We start from the raw sequence: 16,765 nt of genomic DNA on the forward strand, positions 1-16,765 counted from the left end.
TGCTGATTGTGCAAGCCAGTATTGAACTGGGATATGCTTCACATTACAAAATGCTGCCAAAGTCGCAAGCGAAATTAATCGATGATTGCCCGGCAATCAGAAAAAGCGCTAATCATCGAAATAACACTACTAAGTATCAGGGATAATTTAAAGATGAGTGAAATCATTTCCGCGGCGGTTTTATTGATCCTGATTATGGATCCACTGGGAAACCTGCCTATCTTCATGTCGGTGCTGAAGCACACCGAGCCGAAGCGCCGCCGGGCGATTATGATCCGCGAGCTGCTCATCGCCCTGCTGGTGATGTTTATCTTCCTGTTTGCCGGTGAAAAAATTCTCGCATTCCTCAACCTGCGCGCCGAAACCGTTTCGATTTCCGGCGGGATTATTCTGTTCCTGATTGCCATTAAGATGATTTTCCCGAGCGCGGAAGGCAGCAGCAGCGGCCTGCCCGCGGGTGAAGAGCCGTTTATCGTGCCGCTGGCGATTCCACTCGTCGCCGGGCCAACGATTCTGGCCACGCTGATGCTGCTGTCGCATCAGTATCCGAACCAGATGAGCCATCTGGTGATTGCCCTGCTGATCGCCTGGGGCGGGACGTTTATCATCCTGCTGCAGTCGTCGCTGTTCCTGCGCCTGCTGGGTGAGAAAGGGGTGAACGCGCTGGAACGCCTGATGGGGCTGATTCTGGTGATGATGGCAACGCAGATGTTCCTGGACGGGATCCGCGCGTGGATGAAGGGATGACTTTCTCCCTCTCCCTGTGGGAGAGGGGCGGGGTGAGGGCATCAGGCCGCAGAGGACTACCCATCTACCCCTTACGAATCAGATACCGGTACGGCAGCGCTTCGGTCTGCTGTGCCACCAGTTCATGCTCCATAAAGGTACAAAAGCCGGGAATATCGCGGGTCGTGGCCGGGTCGTCGGCAATGATCAGCAGCGTTTCACCGGTCTGCATGTTGCGCACGGTTTTGCGTACCATCATTACCGGCTCCGGGCAGCGAAGGCCCTGGGCATCAAGAGTGTGGTCTGGGCTGGAAAACAGGTCGGTCATGGTCTTCTCGGTCTGGTAAAAACGGCTGTAGTTTACGCCCGGTTGCAATCAATGCAAACCAGGTTAACGATTGCGTAAAAACTAACCATTGCAATGTCCTGACAAAGCAGTATCATGCTGCGGTTTTTATTGGGTTCCCTCACCCCAACGTATAAAAAGGTCACAATATGACGTCGTTTTCTGAATCACAGCGCGTAAAAGCGTTGTTCTGGCTTTCGCTTTTCCATTTGCTGGTGATCACCTCCAGCAACTATCTGGTGCAGCTGCCGATCTCCATCTTTGGTTTTCACACCACCTGGGGCGCATTCAGCTTCCCGTTTATTTTCCTCGCGACGGATTTGACCGTGCGTATCTTTGGCGCACCGCTGGCTCGCCGTATTATTTTTTCGGTCATGCTCCCGGCGCTGTTCATCTCGTACGTGGTTTCGTCTCTGTTTTATATGGGAAGCTGGCAGGGCTTTGAGGCGTTAACCCACTTCAACCTGTTTGTTGCCCGTATCGCTGCCGCAAGCTTTATGGCCTACGCGCTGGGGCAGATCCTCGACGTGCACGTGTTTAACCGCCTGCGTCAGAATCATCGCTGGTGGATGGCGCCAACCGCCTCCACGCTGTTCGGTAACGTGAGCGATACGCTGGCCTTCTTCTTCATCGCCTTCTGGCGCAGCCCGGATGCGTTCATGGCTCAACACTGGATGGAAATCGCGCTGGTGGACTACTGCTTCAAGGTCCTCATCAGCATTGTGTTCTTCCTGCCGATGTACGGCGTGCTGCTCAATATGCTGCTGAAAAGGCTGGCAGATAAATCTGAAATCACGGCATTGCAGGCTGGTTAAGGGTTCGCTTTATCAGTTGTGATAAGATGAGCGAATGAGCCGTTATGGCCGTTTATCGAAAGGAAGAAGTCAATGCGCAATCTGGTTAAATATGTCGGGATTGGCCTGCTGGTTGTGGGTCTTGCAGCCTGTGATAACAGCGACACGAAAACGCCTGCTCAGGGCGCATCCGCAGAGAGCAACGCGACCGGCCAGCCGGTGAATCTGATGGATGGCAAACTCAGCTTCTCTCTGCCAGCCGATATGACCGATCAGAGCGGCAAGCTGGGGACCCAGGCGAACAACATGCACGTTTACTCCGACGCAACCGGGCAGAAAGCGGTCATTGTGATTGTGGGCGACGACACCAGCGAAGATCTGGCCGTCCTGTCCAAACGTCTGGAAGATCAGCAGCGCGGCCGCGATCCTCAGCTGCAGGTCGTGACCAATAAATCCATCGAGCTGAAAGGCCACACGCTGCAACAGCTCGACAGCATCATCTCTGCAAAAGGCCAGACCGCATACTCTTCTGTGGTGCTGGGCAAGGTTGATAACAAACTGCTGACCCTGCAGATCACCCTGCCAGCCGAAGATCAGCAGAAAGCGCAGACGGCTGCTGAAAACATCATTAACACCATCGTGATCCAGTAACGCTTCACGATGATGACGTGGCCTCCGGTGCCTGCACCGGGGGCCATTTTTTTAGCCGCCACGTCAGCAGGAGCGCAATCACCACCAGCCCCGCCGCGGCAAGATAGATCACCGGCACGCCTGCCCAGGACATCACCAGCCCCGCCAGCGGGCCGGTAATCCCTAAAGACATATCCATAAACACCGTATAGGTCGCCAGCGCTGCCCCCTGGTTCTGCTGCGGCACGGCTTTTACCGCCACCACGCCCAGCGCCGGGAAGACCAGGGAAAAGCCAGCCCCCGCGAGGAACACGCCCACTTTCGCGACCCAGGGCACCATCGCTATTCCGGTCAGCAACAGCCCGACAATCTCTATCGCAAAGCAGATCATCGCCACGTTTAGCCCGCCAAGGCGGTTGATGCCGTTAGGGAAAAGCAGGCGGGCGCCAACAAACGCACAGCTAAACAGGGTTAACGCAAAGGCTGCGCCGTCCCAGCCTTTGGCGTCGTAGAACAGGGTAATGAAGGTCGCGATTACGCCAAAGCCGGTGGTCGCCAGCGCCAGCGCCATGCCGTACGGCCAGACGCGCCCCAGCACCGCCCGAAACGGCAGCGGCTTGCCTTTGCTGGCCTTAACTTTCGGACGCGGCAGCGCAAAGAGGATTGCCAGCAGCGCGACCGCCATAATGGTGATAGCCAGCCCATACAGCCCGCCAAGCGCATAGCAGGCCACGCCGAGCGGCGCCCCGAGCGCCATCGCACCGTAGGTGACAATCCCGTTCCAGGAGATCACCCGGCCAATGTGGGGCGCGCCTACCACCCCCACGCCCCACAGCGTTGAGCCGGTTCCCGCCAGACTTTGCCCGATGCCAAGAATGACGCGGCCCAGGCAGAGCAGCGCCAGGCTGACCAGCGGCCAGTGGCCGGTTGCGGCAGCCAGCAGATAGCTCAGGCCACTGAGAAAACAGCCGCACAGTCCCACCACCACGATGCTTTTTGGACCGAACGTATCCGCGTAGCGCCCGGCATGCGGGCGGCTGAGGAGCGTGGCGAAATATTGCAGGCTTATCACCAGCCCCGCCCAGAAGGCGCTGAAGCCCATCACGTCATGGACATAGCCCGGCAGGACCGCCAGCGGCAGGCCAATGGTCAGATAGCTGGCAAAGTTGAAAATCACAACGGAAACGATGCGCAGATTGAGGCGCAGTCCGCTCAGTGCCGGTTCAGCGGCAGGTTCGGGCATGGGGTTCTACCTGGATTTTTTACAACAGTGTTTCACTATTACCACGGCGCAATAAGAAAATCAGCCCCGACTTTCAGATTAACGGTGCCAGACGAAGCGAAGCCCGGGCACTACACTTATCGGGTCATCATATTAAGGAACACGCATGATCGCTAACCCGTCCGACAAAGCAGGACTCCACATCTTATTAAAACTCGCCTGTCTGGTGGTTATCCTTGCGGGTATCCATGCTGCCGCCGACATTATTGTTCAGCTCCTGCTGGCGCTCTTTTTTGCCATCGTGCTTAATCCTCTGGTCACCTGGTTTTTACGTCGGGGCGTCAGCCGCCCGGTAGCCATCACCATTGTGGTTATTGTTATGCTGATTGGCCTGACGGCGCTCTTCGGCGTGCTGGCGGCATCGCTGAGCGAATTCTCCACCATGCTGCCGCAGTACAACAAAGAGCTGACGCGTAAAATTGTCGCGCTGCAGGAGATGGTACCCTTTCTTAATCTGCATATTTCACCCGAACGGATGCTGCGCAGAATGGACTCCGAGAAGGTCATGACCTACGCCACCACCTTGATGACGGGGCTTTCCGGCGCGATGGCCAGCATTCTGCTGCTGGTCATGACGGTAGTGTTTATGCTGTTCGAAGTCCGCCACGTCCCCTATAAGCTGCGCTTTGCGCTGAACAACCCACAAATTCACATTGCCGGATTACACCGGGCACTGAAGGGCGTCTCAAAATATCTGGCGCTGAAAACGCTTCTGAGCGTCTGGACCGGGGTCATTGTCTGGCTGGGCCTGATGCTGATGGACGTGCAGTTCGCGCTGATGTGGGGCGTGCTGGCATTTCTGCTGAACTACGTGCCGAATATTGGCGCGGTGCTTTCCGCCGTGCCGCCGATGATTCAGGCGTTTCTGTTCAACGGTTTCTACGAATGCATGCTGGTCGGCGCGCTGTTCCTCGTCGTGCATATGGTGCTGGGCAATATTCTTGAACCGCGCATGATGGGACACCGTCTGGGCATGTCGACGCTGGTGGTATTTTTATCCTTACTGATTTGGGGATGGCTGCTGGGCCCGGTCGGTATGCTGCTGTCGGTCCCCCTGACCAGCGTATGTAAAATCTGGATGGAAACCACCAAAGGCGGCAGCAAGCTGGCGATCCTGCTCGGCCCGGGGAGGCCGAAAAGCCGATTACCCGGGTAACGGACCCGCCTGTACAGGTAGGTTTAAACCGTCAGTAATACACCGTAAATTACCGCGTCCCTAATCCGTCGCGGTATTTTTATTTGCGTTAAGGCGATATTCATTCCGGTTTTAATTACGCCGCGCGCATTACGTTCAAACGCAATTCATGATTTAACGCAAATTATAAAAAATGAAATCCTTATTTATTTTCCATGTTATTATTCCCGCCTTCGCTTCAACGTAATGTAACCATTAATATTGATTAAAAATTACACCTGGCGATAACAAAAAGCCGGATGAGTATTATTTGTAAAAACCACTGCCTTTAATTGTTATTATTGATATGGAGTTGTTGATGAAAAAGATCGTTAAATGGTGTGCTGCTGCCGTATTCGTTGGCGCGCTGGCAGGCTGCGCGCGTACCGCCCCAATCGCTCAGGTTCACTCTATTGTAAGCGCGGGCCATACTGCCGATCAGGTAAAAACAGCAATTTTGAAAGCAGGCCAAAAACGCGACTGGATCATGACGGAAACCGGCCCGGGAATGATTAAGGGGCGTCTGCAGTCACGCGATCACTCGGTCCAGGTGAGTATTCCGTACACGGCCACAAGCTATTCAATCAACTATGAAAACAGCCTTAACCTGAAAGCGGCAGACGGTAAAATCCACAAAAATTATAACCGCTGGGTGAATAACCTCGACCACGACATTCAGCTGAACCTCTCCGCTGGCGCCGCGCTGTAATTTTTTCTAAAGTCGGGCCGCGTATGGCCCGATAACCTCTCTTTATTGCCCTCAAAGGTTACGCAGGAATGTACGAAAAGGACACACTCAGCGCACTGGATGCCATTACCGAAGCGCAACGCATCGCCTTTGCCCCGATGTTATTCCAGACTGCGCTTTGTCTGCGTAACTCAGGCGTTCTCGCCTGGCTCGATAAACAAGGAAAAGAGGGGGCAAGCCTCGAGGAAATAACCGAACACAGCACGCTCGGCAGCTATGGCGTCAGCGTACTGCTGGATATGGGATTAAGCGGTCGAATCGTTACCCAACAGAATGGACGTTATTTCCTGGCAAAAGTGGGCCATTTTTTACTACACGACGAAATGACCCGCGTAAATATGGATTTCACCCAGGACGTTTGTTATCAGGGGCTATTTCACCTGGCGGACGCCCTGCAGGAGGAAAAACCGGCCGGATTAGCCGTGTTTGGCAACTGGCCAACCATCTACCCGGCGTTATCCCAATTACCAGCTCCGGCGAAAGAGAGCTGGTTCGCCTTCGATCATTACTATTCTGACGCCGCTTTTGACGCTGCTTTGCCATATATATTCGCAAGCTCGCCGACAAAATTGTACGATGTGGGCGGAAATACGGGTAAATGGTCGTTACGCTGCTGCCGCTATGACGAAAATGTTGCCGTGACGATCCTCGATCTGCCGCAGCAGATAGCGCTGGCGCAGGAAAACATCGCAAAAGCAGGTTTTTCTCATCGTATTGCATTCCATGCTGTCGATATGCTTAGCCCAGCAACATTGCCGGGTGACGCCGACGTCTGGTGGATGAGCCAGTTCCTGGATTGTTTCTCTCCGGATCAGATTGTCGCCATGCTGACGCGCGTCGCACAGGCCATGAAGCCAGGCGCACGTTTGTGCATCATGGAGCTTTTCTGGGATGCTCAGAAATTTGAAGCAGCCTCTTTCAGCCTGAATGCCACCTCGCTCTATTTCACCTGTATGGCGAATGGCAATAGCCGGTTTTACAGCGTAGAGAAGTTTTATCGCTACCTGGAGAGCGCAGGTTTCAGCGTTGAACAGCGGCTGGACAACCTTGGGGTCGGTCATACCCTGCTGATATGCACCAAACGTGAACAATAGAGCAGCTTAGCTGCCCGGGTGGCCCAGCCTGCCCTTTGAATACGGTTTTTTTGTCGCGGACGCGCGTAGATGAAATTTTCACTGAACATTATCGACTGGCAGGCGAGAGCGCCAGGACTCAGCGATGCCACAGAGTGGCAGGCGTGGTCACGCCTGCAGCTGACCGTCGATCCAGCGGCCCCGCTTCCCCGCCTGACCGCTTTACCCATGATGACCGCGCGCCGCCTCAACTCAGGCAGTAAGCTGGCGGTGGATATTGGTCTTGCCATGCTGCAAAACCACGCCATTGATGCCGTCGTCTATTCCAGCCGCCACGGCGAGCTGGAGCGCAACGACCGTATTCTGCATGCCCTGGCGGCCGGGCAGTCCGTTTCACCCACCGACTTCGCGATGTCCGTGCACAATTCCGCGGTGGGCAATCTTACGATTACCGCACGCCAGGCCATCGTTTCGTCATCCATTTCTGCCGGGCTGGACACCTTCCAGCAGGCCTTATGTGAAGTGCTGAGCCTGCTGCAGGCGGGCTATTCCCGCGTCCTGCTGGTCGATTTTGACGGCGCGCTGCCGGAATTTTACCATCCGGCGCTACCGCCGCAGATGCCCACCTGGCCCTACGCGCTGGCGCTGGTGATTGAATCCGGCAACGGATTGCAGTGTGAAACCCGTAGCGGCAGCACGGGTGAAGAACCCGCCCTGCCGCAAAGCCTGATGTTCCTGCAGCGCTATCTCAGCGAGGAGCGTCAGTTCGTGGTGCCCGGCGAACGTTTGCTGTGGCAATGGACGCGCGCATGAACCGCCTGGCTGCCCGAATTAACTGGCTATGGCGCCTGGCGATGACCGGCTTCTGCTTCGCGCTGTTTGGCGTGGGCGGGCTGCTGCTGTCGCTGGTCTGGTTCAACCTGCTGCTCATCGTCCAGCGCGACCGCGCCAGCCGTCGTCGCCTGGCGCGTCGCAGCATTGCGGCCAGCTTCCGCTTCTTCCTGACCGTAGCGCGCGGCCTCGGCGTACTGGACTATCGCATTCACAATCTTGACGCGCTGCGCAGCGATCGGGGTTGTCTGGTGGTGGCTAACCACCCAACGTTAATAGACTACGTGATTCTGGCGTCGGTGATGCCCGAAACCGACTGCCTGGTGAAAAGCGCGCTGCTGCGCAATCCCTTTGTCAGCGGCGTCATCCGCGCGGCGGATTACCTGATTAACAGCGAAGCCGAGCCCCTGCTCGCGACCAGCCAGCAGCGTCTGGCTCAGGGCGACACGCTGTTAATCTTCCCGGAAGGCACGCGTACCCGGTTTGGCGAGGCTATCTCCCTCCAGCGCGGCGCGGCAAATATCGCCGTGCGCTGTAACAGCGATCTGCGGGTGGTGCTGATCCACTGTAGCGAACACCTGCTGGATAAAAAAAGCCGCTGGTATGATGTACCGCCAGAAAAACCTGTTTTCACCGTGGATGTCCGCGACCGCGTGAACATCGACGAATTTTACGATGCAAATGAACAAGAACCGGCGCTGGCGGCAAGGCAGTTAAACCGGCATCTGCAGCATCGATTAACATCAGGCCTTCAATCTTTGTCAGGAATTAATGATGCAAGCGCTTTATCTTGAAATTAAGAATCTCATAATCACCACGCTGAATCTGGACGAGCTTACCGCAGAGGATATTGATACCGATGCCGCGCTGTTTGGCGATGGGCTGGGTCTGGACTCCATTGACGCGCTGGAACTGGGTCTGGCGGTAAAAAACCAGTATGGCGTGGTGCTTTCTGCCGAAAGCGAAGAGATGCGCCAGCACTTCTTTTCCGTCGCCACGCTGGCGTCCTTTATCAACGCTCAACGCGCCTGAGATGTGAACGATGACTGAACAAGAAACCATTTATCAGGAAGTCTGCGGCCTGCTGACCAGGCTCTTTGAAATCGACCTGCAGGACATTACGCCCGAAGCCCGTCTTTACGAAGACCTGGAGCTGGACAGCATTGACGCGGTGGACATGATTGTTCATCTGCAGAAGAAAACGGGCAAGAAAATCAAGCCGGAAACCTTCAAGTCGGTTCGTACCGTTCAGGATGTGGTAGACGCCGTCGAACAGCTTCTGCGCGAAGAGTAAGACCTCGTGCGTGGTGGACGGACGTTCCCGGTCATCCCACTGCTGACGGGGCTGATGCTGCTGGCGTGGCCCTTCCTGATTGGATTTGGGCTGACGCATAACAGCCTGCCGTGGCTGCTGCCCGTGATGGCGCTGATATTGCTGCTGCGGCTGCGCCAGGCGCGGCGGAACTCCGGCCCGATGCGGTATGTGGTGCAGTGCGTGGCGCTCGCGGGCATCGCGCTCTGCGCGGCAAGCTACCTGCTGAAAACCCACCAGTGGCTGCTGTTTTACCCTGTGGTCGTCAATCTCGTGATGCTGGCCGTGTTCGGGGGTTCGCTCTGGACCGCGATGCCGCTGGTCGAGCGACTGGCGCGCCTGCTCGAGCCAAACCTGCCCCCGGAGGGCGTGCGCTATACCCGCAAGGTGACCCTCGTCTGGTGCGGCTTTTTCATCGGTAACGGCGCGATGGCGCTGTTCACCGTGCTCCACGGCGACATGCATCTGTGGACGCTGTGGAACGGTATGGTGGCCTACATCCTGATGGGGACGCTGATGGCGACAGAGTGGCTGGTGCGCCAGCGGGTGATTAAAAAAGAGATGCACAATGACTAACCCCCTTCCGCTGGGCCAGTGGTTAAATGCGCCCCGCCCTGACGATACGCCCGTTGCCTGGCTTGACGATCGTAGCTGGACGCTTGGCCAGCTGCGCCACGACGTGACCTTGCTGGTCGACACCCTGCGTCAGCAGGATGGCGAGCGCTGGGCGCTGTGCTTTGAAAACAGCTACCTGTTTATCGTTGCGCTGCTGGCCTCGCTGCATGCCGGTAAAACGCCGGTCATCCCCGGCCATAGCCGCGTCTCGCAGCTTGAAGAACAGCAGTCGTTGTTTAGCGGCGTTCTGAGCGATCGGACTCTCGGTTTCCATGGCAAGCTGATTGTGGTGGCCTCCAGCCATCAGACGGCTAGCCGCTGGGCACCCCTGCCGGCCATTGACGAAAGCCGCTTCGTTGAGCTGTTCACCTCCGGCTCCACGGGTACCCCGCGCCGGGTGATTAAGCACATCGTCAGCCTGGATCGCGAAGCCCGTCTGCTGGCTGACCGCTTCGGCGAACGTCTGACCGGCTGTAGCGTTGTCGCCTCGGTCGTACCGCAACACCTGTACGGCCTGACATTCCGCATCGTATTGCCGATGGCGCTGGGGCTGCCGCTGCATGCCGCGATGCTCTACTACGCTGAACAGCTGGCCGCCCTTCCTCATGACAGACATTACCTGTTCATCAGCAGCCCGGCGTTCCTGAAGCGCCTGGATACGGAACTGCCCGCGCCGCCCGTCAGAATGCTGATTTCAGCAGGGGGCATGCTGCCCTGGTGTGACGTTTCCACCACCGCGGGCTGGCTTAACATCTGCCCGGATGAAATTTATGGCAGCACCGAAACCGGGATCCTCGCCTGGCGCCATCGCCAGCAGGATAACGTCCCGTGGCTTGCCTTCCCCGGCGTTATCTTCCATCAGGAAGATGACGCCTGTCGCGTCACGTCGCCACTGATCCACGAGGCTGAAGGACTCCAGCTGGACGATATCCTGCACTTCGACAGCGAGGGGCTGTTCAGCATCGCCGGTCGTCGCGGGCGGGTGGTCAAAATTGAAGAAAAGCGCATCTCGCTTAACGAGATCGAACGTCGCCTGCTGGAGCTCGACGGCATTTGCGAAGCGGCGGCGCTGCCGGTCACGCGCGGAGGCCGTCAGGGGATTGGCGCCCTGCTGGTTCTGGACGAAGCGGTTCGCCAGCGCGGGTATATGCAGGATAAAAAAGCGCAGGAGTTCGCCTGGCGTCGCGCCCTGCTGCCGTGGCTTGAGCCGGTCGCCGTTCCGCGCTACTGGCGCATTGTCGATGAAATGCCGGTAAACAGTATGAACAAGCGTGTCTATGCGCAGTTAGAGGAGTTATTTCATGAAAATTCCTGAAATTGAGCGCCACCAGACACAGCCGGAGAAGCTGGAAATCATTTTGCATCTCGACGCGGCGCTGTTCTGGTTTCAGGGCCATTTTGCCGTACAGCCGCTGCTGCCCGGCGTTGCGCAGCTTGACTGGGTGATGCACTACGCCACAACGTTACTGGCGCCGGGCTACCGCTTTCACAGCATTCAAAACGTGAAGTTCCAGGCGCCTCTGCTGCCGGAAACCACGGTGACGCTGGTGCTTGAGTGGCATGCCGAACGTCAGATGCTGACCTTCAGCTACCAGCGTCACGCCGGGGCGGAGCGCCATACCGCCAGCAGCGGGAAAATTCGGCTATGTCAGTAACCTTTCGCCCCTGCGTGCTGATCCCGTGCTACAACCACGGCGCCATGATCGCCCGCGTGCTGTCGCGTCTCGCGCCGTTCGGCCTGCCGTGCCTGGTGGTGGATGACGGCAGCGAAGCGGTCACCCGTCAGGAGCTCGAACGCCTTGCGGCAGAACAGCCGCAGATGACGCTGGTCCGTCTGGCACAAAACGCCGGGAAAGGTGCCGCGGTCATCAGGGGGCTGGAGGAGTGCGCGCGCGCGGGCTATACCCACGCCGTGCAGGTGGACGCGGACGGTCAACACGCCATTGAAGATATCCCCAAACTGCTGGCGCTGGCGGAGCGCCACCCGGATGCGCTGATTTCCGGCCAGCCCATTTACGATGATTCCATTCCACGCTCGCGGCTCTACGGGCGCTGGATAACCCACGTCTGGGTGTGGATTGAGACCTTATCCCTGCAGCTTAAAGACAGTATGTGCGGCTTTCGGGTCTATCCGGTCTCGCCCACGCTGCGGCTGGCAGCGCGTGAAACGCTCGGCAAACGGATGGACTTTGACACCGAAGTGATGGTTCGTCTCTACTGGCAGGGCAACACCAGCATCTTTCTGCCCACCCGCGTCACCTACCCGCAAGACGGGTTGTCCCACTTCGACGCGTTAAAAGATAACGTGCGGATCTCCCTGATGCATACCCGACTCTTCTTCGGCATGCTGCCCCGCATGCCCGGCCTGCTTTTCCGTCGACGCCGCCAGCACTGGGCGCAGCAGGACGAGGTCAAGGGTCTGTGGGGGATGCGCCTGATGCTGCGCGTCTGGAAACTGCTGGGTCGGCGGGCCTTTACCGTGCTGCTTTGGCCAGTGATCGGCGTGTACTGGCTTATCGCGCGTCCGGCGCGGCAGGCCTCGCGGCAGTGGATTGGAAGGGTGAAGCAAGAGCTGCGTCAGCGGAACATGCCCGTTCCCCCGCGGCTCAACAGCTTTTTCCATTTCATGCGCTTCGGCAACGCGATGCTGGATAAAGTCGCCAGCTGGCGCGGTGAGCTGAAGTTTGATCGCGACGTGGTCTTTGCCCCCGGCGCGAGCGAAACACTTAATATCGCGGCGCCGCAGGGCAAGCTGCTGCTGGCCTCGCATCTTGGCGACGTTGAGGCCTGCCGGGCGCTGGCCCAGCTGGACGGCAGCAAAACTATCACCGCCCTGGTCTTCAGCGAGAACGCCCAGCGCTTTAAGCAAATCATGAGCGAAATGGCGCCCCAGGCGGGCGTGAATTTGATGTCGGTTACCGATATCGGCCCGGACACCGCGATTGCCATCAAAGAGAAGCTTGAGCGGGGAGAATGGGTCGCGATTGTGGGCGATCGCATCGCGGTGAATCCGCAGCGTGGCGGCGAGTGGCGGGTGATCTGGAGTACGTTTATGGGGCAGCCAGCGCCGTTCCCACAGGGGCCGTTTATCCTGGCCTCCATCCTGCGCTGCCCTGTGGTGCTGATTTTTGCCCTGCGCCAGCAGGGTAAGCTCGTCCTGCACTGTGAACCGTTTGCAGATCCGCTGCACCTGCCGCGCGGTGAACGCCAGCAGGCGCTGCAGAATACCGTCGATCGCTACGCGCAGCGGCTGGAGCATTACGCCCTCATGTCGCCGCTCGACTGGTTTAATTTTTTCGATTTCTGGCATCTGCCAGAGTCCAGTGAAAAGGAGTAAAGGGTGCTGACCGATCCCCGCTTTACGACTGAAGTCGAGATCACCGTTCCGTTCCACGACGTCGATATGATGGGCGTGGTCTGGCACGGTAACTATTTCCGCTACTTTGAGATCGCCCGCGAGGCGCTGCTCAATCAGTTTGACTATGGCTATCGCCAGATGAAGGCCTCCGGCTACGTCTGGCCCGTCGTCGATACCCGGGTGAAATACCGCGATGCGGTGACCTTTGAGCAGCGTATTCGCGTCCGCGCGCACGTTGAAGAGTATGAAAACCGCCTGCGCATTGCCTATCAAATTTTCGATGCGCAGACCGGCAAACGCACAACCACCGGTTACACCATCCAGGTGGCGGTGGAAGAAGCCACCCGCGAAATGTGCTTTGTGAGTCCGGCAATACTGTTTGAACGAATGGGAGTGACGCCATGAGATGGTTGCCTTTGCTGGCGCTGATCGTCAGCCCGCTGGTCAGCGCCGTGACGCTGGATGAACTGCAGCAGCGCTTCACCGGGCAGCCCGTCGTGCGCGCGCACTTCGAACAGGTTCGCACCATAAAAGATATGCCGCAGCCGCTGCGCTCGCTGGGCGAGATGCTGATCGCCCGCGACAGCGGCCTGCTGTGGGATCAAAAAGCGCCGTTTCCGATGACGCTCCTGCTGGACGACAAGCGGATGGTTCAGGCCATTAACGGCCAGCCGCCGCAGACCGTCACCGCCGACAATAATCCTCAGATGTTCCAGTTCAACCATCTTCTGCGGGCCCTGTTCCAGGCCGACCGCAGGGTGCTTGAAGAGAACTTCCGCATCGATTTTAAAGACCTGGGCGCTGGCCGCTGGTCGCTGGTGCTTACGCCAAAAACGACGCCGCTGGACAAGATTTTCGCCACCCTCGATCTGAGCGGCGCGACCTATCTGGAGACGATTCGCCTCAACGACAAACAGGGCGACCGTACCGATATCGCCCTTTCACGCCACCAACTGACGCCCGCCAGCCTGACCGATGACGAACGCCAACGCTTTGCCGCACCGTAAATCCCTGCGCCCGGCGCTGCTGTGGGCCACGCTATGCCTGATTCTGCTGGGCGTACTGCTGTCCCTGCTGCCCGGCGCGCGTCTGAACAGCAGCGTGCTGGCCATGCTGCCGAAGCAGACGTTGGGGGCGATCCCGCCGACGCTCAACGACGGGTTTATGCAGCGTCTCGACCGCCAGCTGGTCTGGATGGTCAGCCCCGGCAAAGAGCCCGATCCGAGCGTGGCGCAGCAGTGGCTGGCGCTGCTGCAAAGCAGCGATTCGCTCAGCGAGGTCAAAGGCCCGATGGACGCCGCCGGGCAAAAGGCCTGGGGGGAATTCTTCTGGCAGCACCGAAATGGCCTGATCGATCCCGCCACCCGCGCCCGCCTGCAAAACGGCGGAGAAGCGCAGGCGCAGTGGATTTTATCTCAGCTCTATTCGGCCTTTTCCGGCGTCAGCGGCAAAGAGCTGCAAAACGATCCCCTGATGCTGATGCGCGGCTCGCAGCTCGCTCTGGCGCAAAACGGCCAGAAGCTGCGGCTGATGGACGGCTGGCTGGTCACACAGGATGAGGCGGGAAACTACTGGTATCTGCTGCACGGCGAGCTGGCGGGCTCGTCATTTGATATGCAGCAGACCCACCGGCTCGTGACGACGCTTAACGCGCTGCAGGAGAGGCTAAAAGCGCGTTTCCCGCAGGCGCAGCTGCTTTCCCGCGGAACCGTGTTCTACAGCGATTACGCCAGCCAGCAGGCCAAACGCGACGTCTCGACGCTGGGCATCGCCACCCTGCTTGGCGTGTTCCTGCTCATCGTGGCGGTGTTCCGCTCTCTGCGCCCGCTGCTGCTGAGCGTGCTCTCCATTGCCATCGGCGCGCTGGCGGGTACGGTGGTGACGCTGCTGCTCTTTGGCGAACTGCACCTGATGACGCTGGTGATGAGCATGAGCATCATCGGTATTTCAGCCGACTACACGCTCTACTACCTGACCGAACGGATGGTGCACGGCGCGGAATATTCCCCCTGGCAAAGCCTGGCCAAAGTACGCAATGCGCTGCTGCTGGCGCTGCTGACGACCGTCGCCGCCTACCTGATTATGATGCTGGCCCCCTTCCCCGGGATCCGCCAGATGGCAGTGTTCGCCGCCGTCGGGCTGAGCGCCTCCTGCCTGACGGTGATTTTCTGGCATCCGTGGCTGTGCCGGGGTTTACCGGTGCGCCCGGTTCCGCTGATGGTTATCATGCTGCGCTGGCTGGCCGCCTGGCGACGCAATAAAAAACTGTCCGTTGGTTTGCCCGTCGCGCTGGCGCTGCTCTCCGCCGTAGGGATGAGCACCCTGAGGGTGGACGACGACATCGCCCAGCTGCAGGCGCTGCCGAAAGATATTCTGGCGCAGGAGAAGGTCATTACCGCCCTGACCGGACAGAGCGTCGATCAGAAATGGTTTGTGGTCCATGGCGCCTCGCCTCAGCAAACGCTGGAGCGGCTGGAAGCCTTTACCCCGGCGCTGGCACAGGCGCAGAAAGCCGGAGAGATCGCCCGCTGGCGTACCCTGCCGCTGAACTCGCTGGCGCGCCAGAAAAGCGATCTGAAGCTGCTGCGCGAGGCTGCTCCTGCGGTAACGAACGTGCTAAAAAGCGCCGGGCTCAGCGCCGTATCCCCGAACCTCGACGCCATGCCGGTCAGCGTGGACGCGTGGCTTAAAAGCCCGGTCAGCGAAGGCTGGCGTCTGCTCTGGCTGACCCTGCCCAACGGGGAAAGCGGCGTGCTGGTGCCGGTGGACGGCGCGAAAAACAGCGCTTACCTCGGTGAACTGGCCGCGCGCCATGACGGCGTCGTCTGGGTCGATCGCAAAGCCAGCTTTGACAGCCTGTTTGCCCTCTACCGCACGCTGCTGACGGGGCTACTGTTTGCCGCGCTGGCGGTGATTGCCTGCGGGGCGATGCTGCGCCTCGGCTGGCGTAAAGGGCTGATAAGCCTGGTGCCGTCCGTGCTGTCGCTGAGCTGCGGCCTGGCGGTGCTGGCCGCAACGGGCCACCCGGTGAATCTGTTCTCACTGCTGGCGCTGGTACTGGTGCTCGGCATTGGCATTAACTACACGCTGTTTTTCAGCAACCCGCGCGGTACGCCGCTGACCTCAATGCTGGCGATTACGCTGGCCATGATGACCACGCTGCTGACGCTGGGCATGCTCGTCTTCAGCGCCACCCAGGCCATCAGCAGCTTTGGTATCGTGCTGGTGAGCGGTATTTTTACCGCCTTCCTGCTGGCTCCGCTGGCGATGCCGGATAAGAAAGAGAGAAAACGTAAATGAACGCTTTTTATCGCGCCGTTGCGCTGGCCGCGGCGCTGCTGCTGGCGGGCTGCAGCCATTCGACCGATACCAAAGAGACGCGTCCTCAGGCCTGGCTCCAGCCGGGTACCAAAGTTACGCTGCCGCCGCCCGGCATCAGCCCGGCGGTAAGCTCCCAGCAGCTGCTGACAGGCAGCTTTAACGGACAAACGCAGTCCCTGCTGGTGATGCTCAACGCGGATGCGCATAAGGTGACGCTGGCCGGGCTCTCTTCCGTGGGCATTCGCCTGTTCCTGGCGACGTACGATGAGACCGGTATTCATACCGAGCAGTCGATCGTCGTGCCGCAGCTGCCGCCCGCCAGCCAGGTGCTGGCCGATGTGATGCTCAGCCACTGGCCGATTAGCGCCTGGCAGCCACAGTTGCCGAAGGGCTGGACGTTAACGGACAATGGCGATCGGCGCGAGCTGCGCAACGCCAGCGGCAAGCTGGTGACGGAGATTGTCTACCTTCAGCGCAAAGGCAAGCGCGAGCCGATCAGCATCGAGCAACACGTCTTTAAATACCACATCACCATTCAATATCTGGGTGACTGAG

General features: G+C 58.7%; 20 protein-coding genes. 18 read left to right on the forward strand and 2 right to left on the reverse strand.

Translation table 11 applies throughout. The features are described 5' to 3' along the window. Positions 1 to 153 precede the first annotated feature (153 nt). On the forward strand, positions 154 to 747 hold the full coding sequence (yhgN, locus tag ACOTZC_RS19730; protein WP_003861574.1) for an NAAT family transporter YhgN: 594 nt from the start codon (positions 154 to 156) through the stop codon (positions 745 to 747). 64 nt (positions 748 to 811) lie between these two features. On the opposite strand, the gene tusA is transcribed toward yhgN, so the two are convergent. Beyond that, positions 812 to 1,054, reverse strand: a complete 243-nt coding sequence (tusA, locus tag ACOTZC_RS19735; RefSeq protein WP_008503071.1) for a sulfurtransferase TusA — start codon at positions 1,052 to 1,054, stop codon at positions 812 to 814. Positions 1,055 to 1,221: 167 nt separating this feature from the next. Between tusA and ACOTZC_RS19740 the strand changes: the two genes are divergently transcribed. Both ACOTZC_RS19740 and ACOTZC_RS19745 read left to right on the forward strand, forming a co-directional pair. Continuing rightward, positions 1,222 to 1,887, forward strand: a complete 666-nt coding sequence (locus ACOTZC_RS19740) for a 7-cyano-7-deazaguanine/7-aminomethyl-7-deazaguanine transporter (RefSeq protein ID WP_223605020.1) — start codon at positions 1,222 to 1,224, stop codon at positions 1,885 to 1,887. Positions 1,888 to 1,959: 72 nt separating this feature from the next. Continuing rightward, entirely contained in the window at positions 1,960 to 2,517 is a 558-nt protein-coding gene (locus ACOTZC_RS19745; RefSeq protein ID WP_023309515.1) for a DcrB family lipoprotein, read from the forward strand. Positions 2,518 to 2,521: 4 nt separating this feature from the next. Here the strand turns inward: ACOTZC_RS19745 and ACOTZC_RS19750 are convergent, their stop codons facing one another. Beyond that, positions 2,522 to 3,739 carry an MFS transporter gene (locus ACOTZC_RS19750; protein WP_047173958.1) on the reverse strand — a complete coding sequence of 406 codons (1,218 nt, stop codon included), beginning with the start codon at positions 3,737 to 3,739 and terminating at the stop codon, positions 2,522 to 2,524. A gap of 145 nt (positions 3,740 to 3,884) precedes the next feature. On the opposite strand from ACOTZC_RS19750, the gene ACOTZC_RS19755 reads away from it, so the two are divergent. From ACOTZC_RS19755 to ACOTZC_RS19825, 15 genes are all read left to right on the forward strand, one after another. Then, entirely contained in the window at positions 3,885 to 4,934 is a 1,050-nt protein-coding gene (locus tag ACOTZC_RS19755) for an AI-2E family transporter (protein WP_023309517.1), read from the forward strand. 337 nt (positions 4,935 to 5,271) lie between these two features. Then, positions 5,272 to 5,661 carry a hypothetical protein gene (locus tag ACOTZC_RS19760; protein ID WP_023309518.1) on the forward strand — a complete coding sequence of 130 codons (390 nt, stop codon included), beginning with the start codon at positions 5,272 to 5,274 and terminating at the stop codon, positions 5,659 to 5,661. A gap of 68 nt (positions 5,662 to 5,729) precedes the next feature. Continuing rightward, positions 5,730 to 6,794 (forward strand): methyltransferase, encoded by a 1,065-nt coding sequence (locus tag ACOTZC_RS19765; protein WP_032662220.1) that lies wholly within the window; start codon positions 5,730 to 5,732, stop codon positions 6,792 to 6,794. A gap of 69 nt (positions 6,795 to 6,863) precedes the next feature. Then, entirely contained in the window at positions 6,864 to 7,586 is a 723-nt protein-coding gene (locus ACOTZC_RS19770; protein WP_239631513.1) for a beta-ketoacyl synthase chain length factor, read from the forward strand. Further along, positions 7,583 to 8,398 (forward strand): lysophospholipid acyltransferase family protein, encoded by an 816-nt coding sequence (locus tag ACOTZC_RS19775; RefSeq protein WP_239631514.1) that lies wholly within the window; start codon positions 7,583 to 7,585, stop codon positions 8,396 to 8,398. The genes ACOTZC_RS19770 and ACOTZC_RS19775 overlap by 4 nt, the downstream gene beginning before the upstream one ends. Next, a complete protein-coding gene (locus tag ACOTZC_RS19780) occupies positions 8,379 to 8,636 on the forward strand; it encodes a phosphopantetheine-binding protein (protein ID WP_008503081.1) in 258 nt (85 codons plus the stop codon). The genes ACOTZC_RS19775 and ACOTZC_RS19780 overlap by 20 nt, the downstream gene beginning before the upstream one ends. 10 nt (positions 8,637 to 8,646) lie before the next feature. Continuing rightward, positions 8,647 to 8,898 (forward strand): acyl carrier protein, encoded by a 252-nt coding sequence (locus tag ACOTZC_RS19785; protein WP_126304213.1) that lies wholly within the window; start codon positions 8,647 to 8,649, stop codon positions 8,896 to 8,898. 6 nt (positions 8,899 to 8,904) lie between these two features. Further along, complete coding sequence (locus ACOTZC_RS19790; protein WP_047173961.1) at positions 8,905 to 9,492, forward strand: hypothetical protein; 588 nt, start codon at positions 8,905 to 8,907, stop codon at positions 9,490 to 9,492. Then, on the forward strand, positions 9,485 to 10,846 hold the full coding sequence (locus tag ACOTZC_RS19795) for an acyl-CoA synthetase (RefSeq protein WP_126304211.1): 1,362 nt from the start codon (positions 9,485 to 9,487) through the stop codon (positions 10,844 to 10,846). Before ACOTZC_RS19790 ends, ACOTZC_RS19795 begins: the two co-directional genes overlap by 8 nt. Further along, positions 10,833 to 11,186 (forward strand): hydroxymyristoyl-ACP dehydratase, encoded by a 354-nt coding sequence (locus ACOTZC_RS19800; RefSeq protein ID WP_045403321.1) that lies wholly within the window; start codon positions 10,833 to 10,835, stop codon positions 11,184 to 11,186. The genes ACOTZC_RS19795 and ACOTZC_RS19800 overlap by 14 nt, the downstream gene beginning before the upstream one ends. Next, complete coding sequence (locus ACOTZC_RS19805; protein ID WP_126304209.1) at positions 11,177 to 12,868, forward strand: glycosyltransferase family 2 protein; 1,692 nt, start codon at positions 11,177 to 11,179, stop codon at positions 12,866 to 12,868. Before ACOTZC_RS19800 ends, ACOTZC_RS19805 begins: the two co-directional genes overlap by 10 nt. Before the next feature lie 3 nt (positions 12,869 to 12,871). Then, entirely contained in the window at positions 12,872 to 13,294 is a 423-nt protein-coding gene (locus ACOTZC_RS19810) for an acyl-CoA thioesterase (protein WP_023309526.1), read from the forward strand. Further along, a complete protein-coding gene (locus tag ACOTZC_RS19815) occupies positions 13,291 to 13,896 on the forward strand; it encodes an outer membrane lipoprotein carrier protein LolA (protein WP_126304207.1) in 606 nt (201 codons plus the stop codon). The genes ACOTZC_RS19810 and ACOTZC_RS19815 overlap by 4 nt, the downstream gene beginning before the upstream one ends. After that, positions 13,865 to 16,189, forward strand: coding sequence for an MMPL family transporter (locus tag ACOTZC_RS19820; protein WP_421635963.1), 2,325 nt, complete (start codon positions 13,865 to 13,867; stop codon positions 16,187 to 16,189). The genes ACOTZC_RS19815 and ACOTZC_RS19820 overlap by 32 nt, the downstream gene beginning before the upstream one ends. After that, positions 16,186 to 16,764 carry a DUF3261 domain-containing protein gene (locus tag ACOTZC_RS19825; protein ID WP_023309529.1) on the forward strand — a complete coding sequence of 193 codons (579 nt, stop codon included), beginning with the start codon at positions 16,186 to 16,188 and terminating at the stop codon, positions 16,762 to 16,764. Before ACOTZC_RS19820 ends, ACOTZC_RS19825 begins: the two co-directional genes overlap by 4 nt. Position 16,765 lies beyond the last annotated feature (1 nt).

The sequence above is a fragment of the Enterobacter cloacae complex sp. SHL009 genome (assembly GCF_049237205.1).
Taxonomy (GTDB): domain Bacteria; phylum Pseudomonadota; class Gammaproteobacteria; order Enterobacterales; family Enterobacteriaceae; genus Enterobacter; species Enterobacter cloacae_M.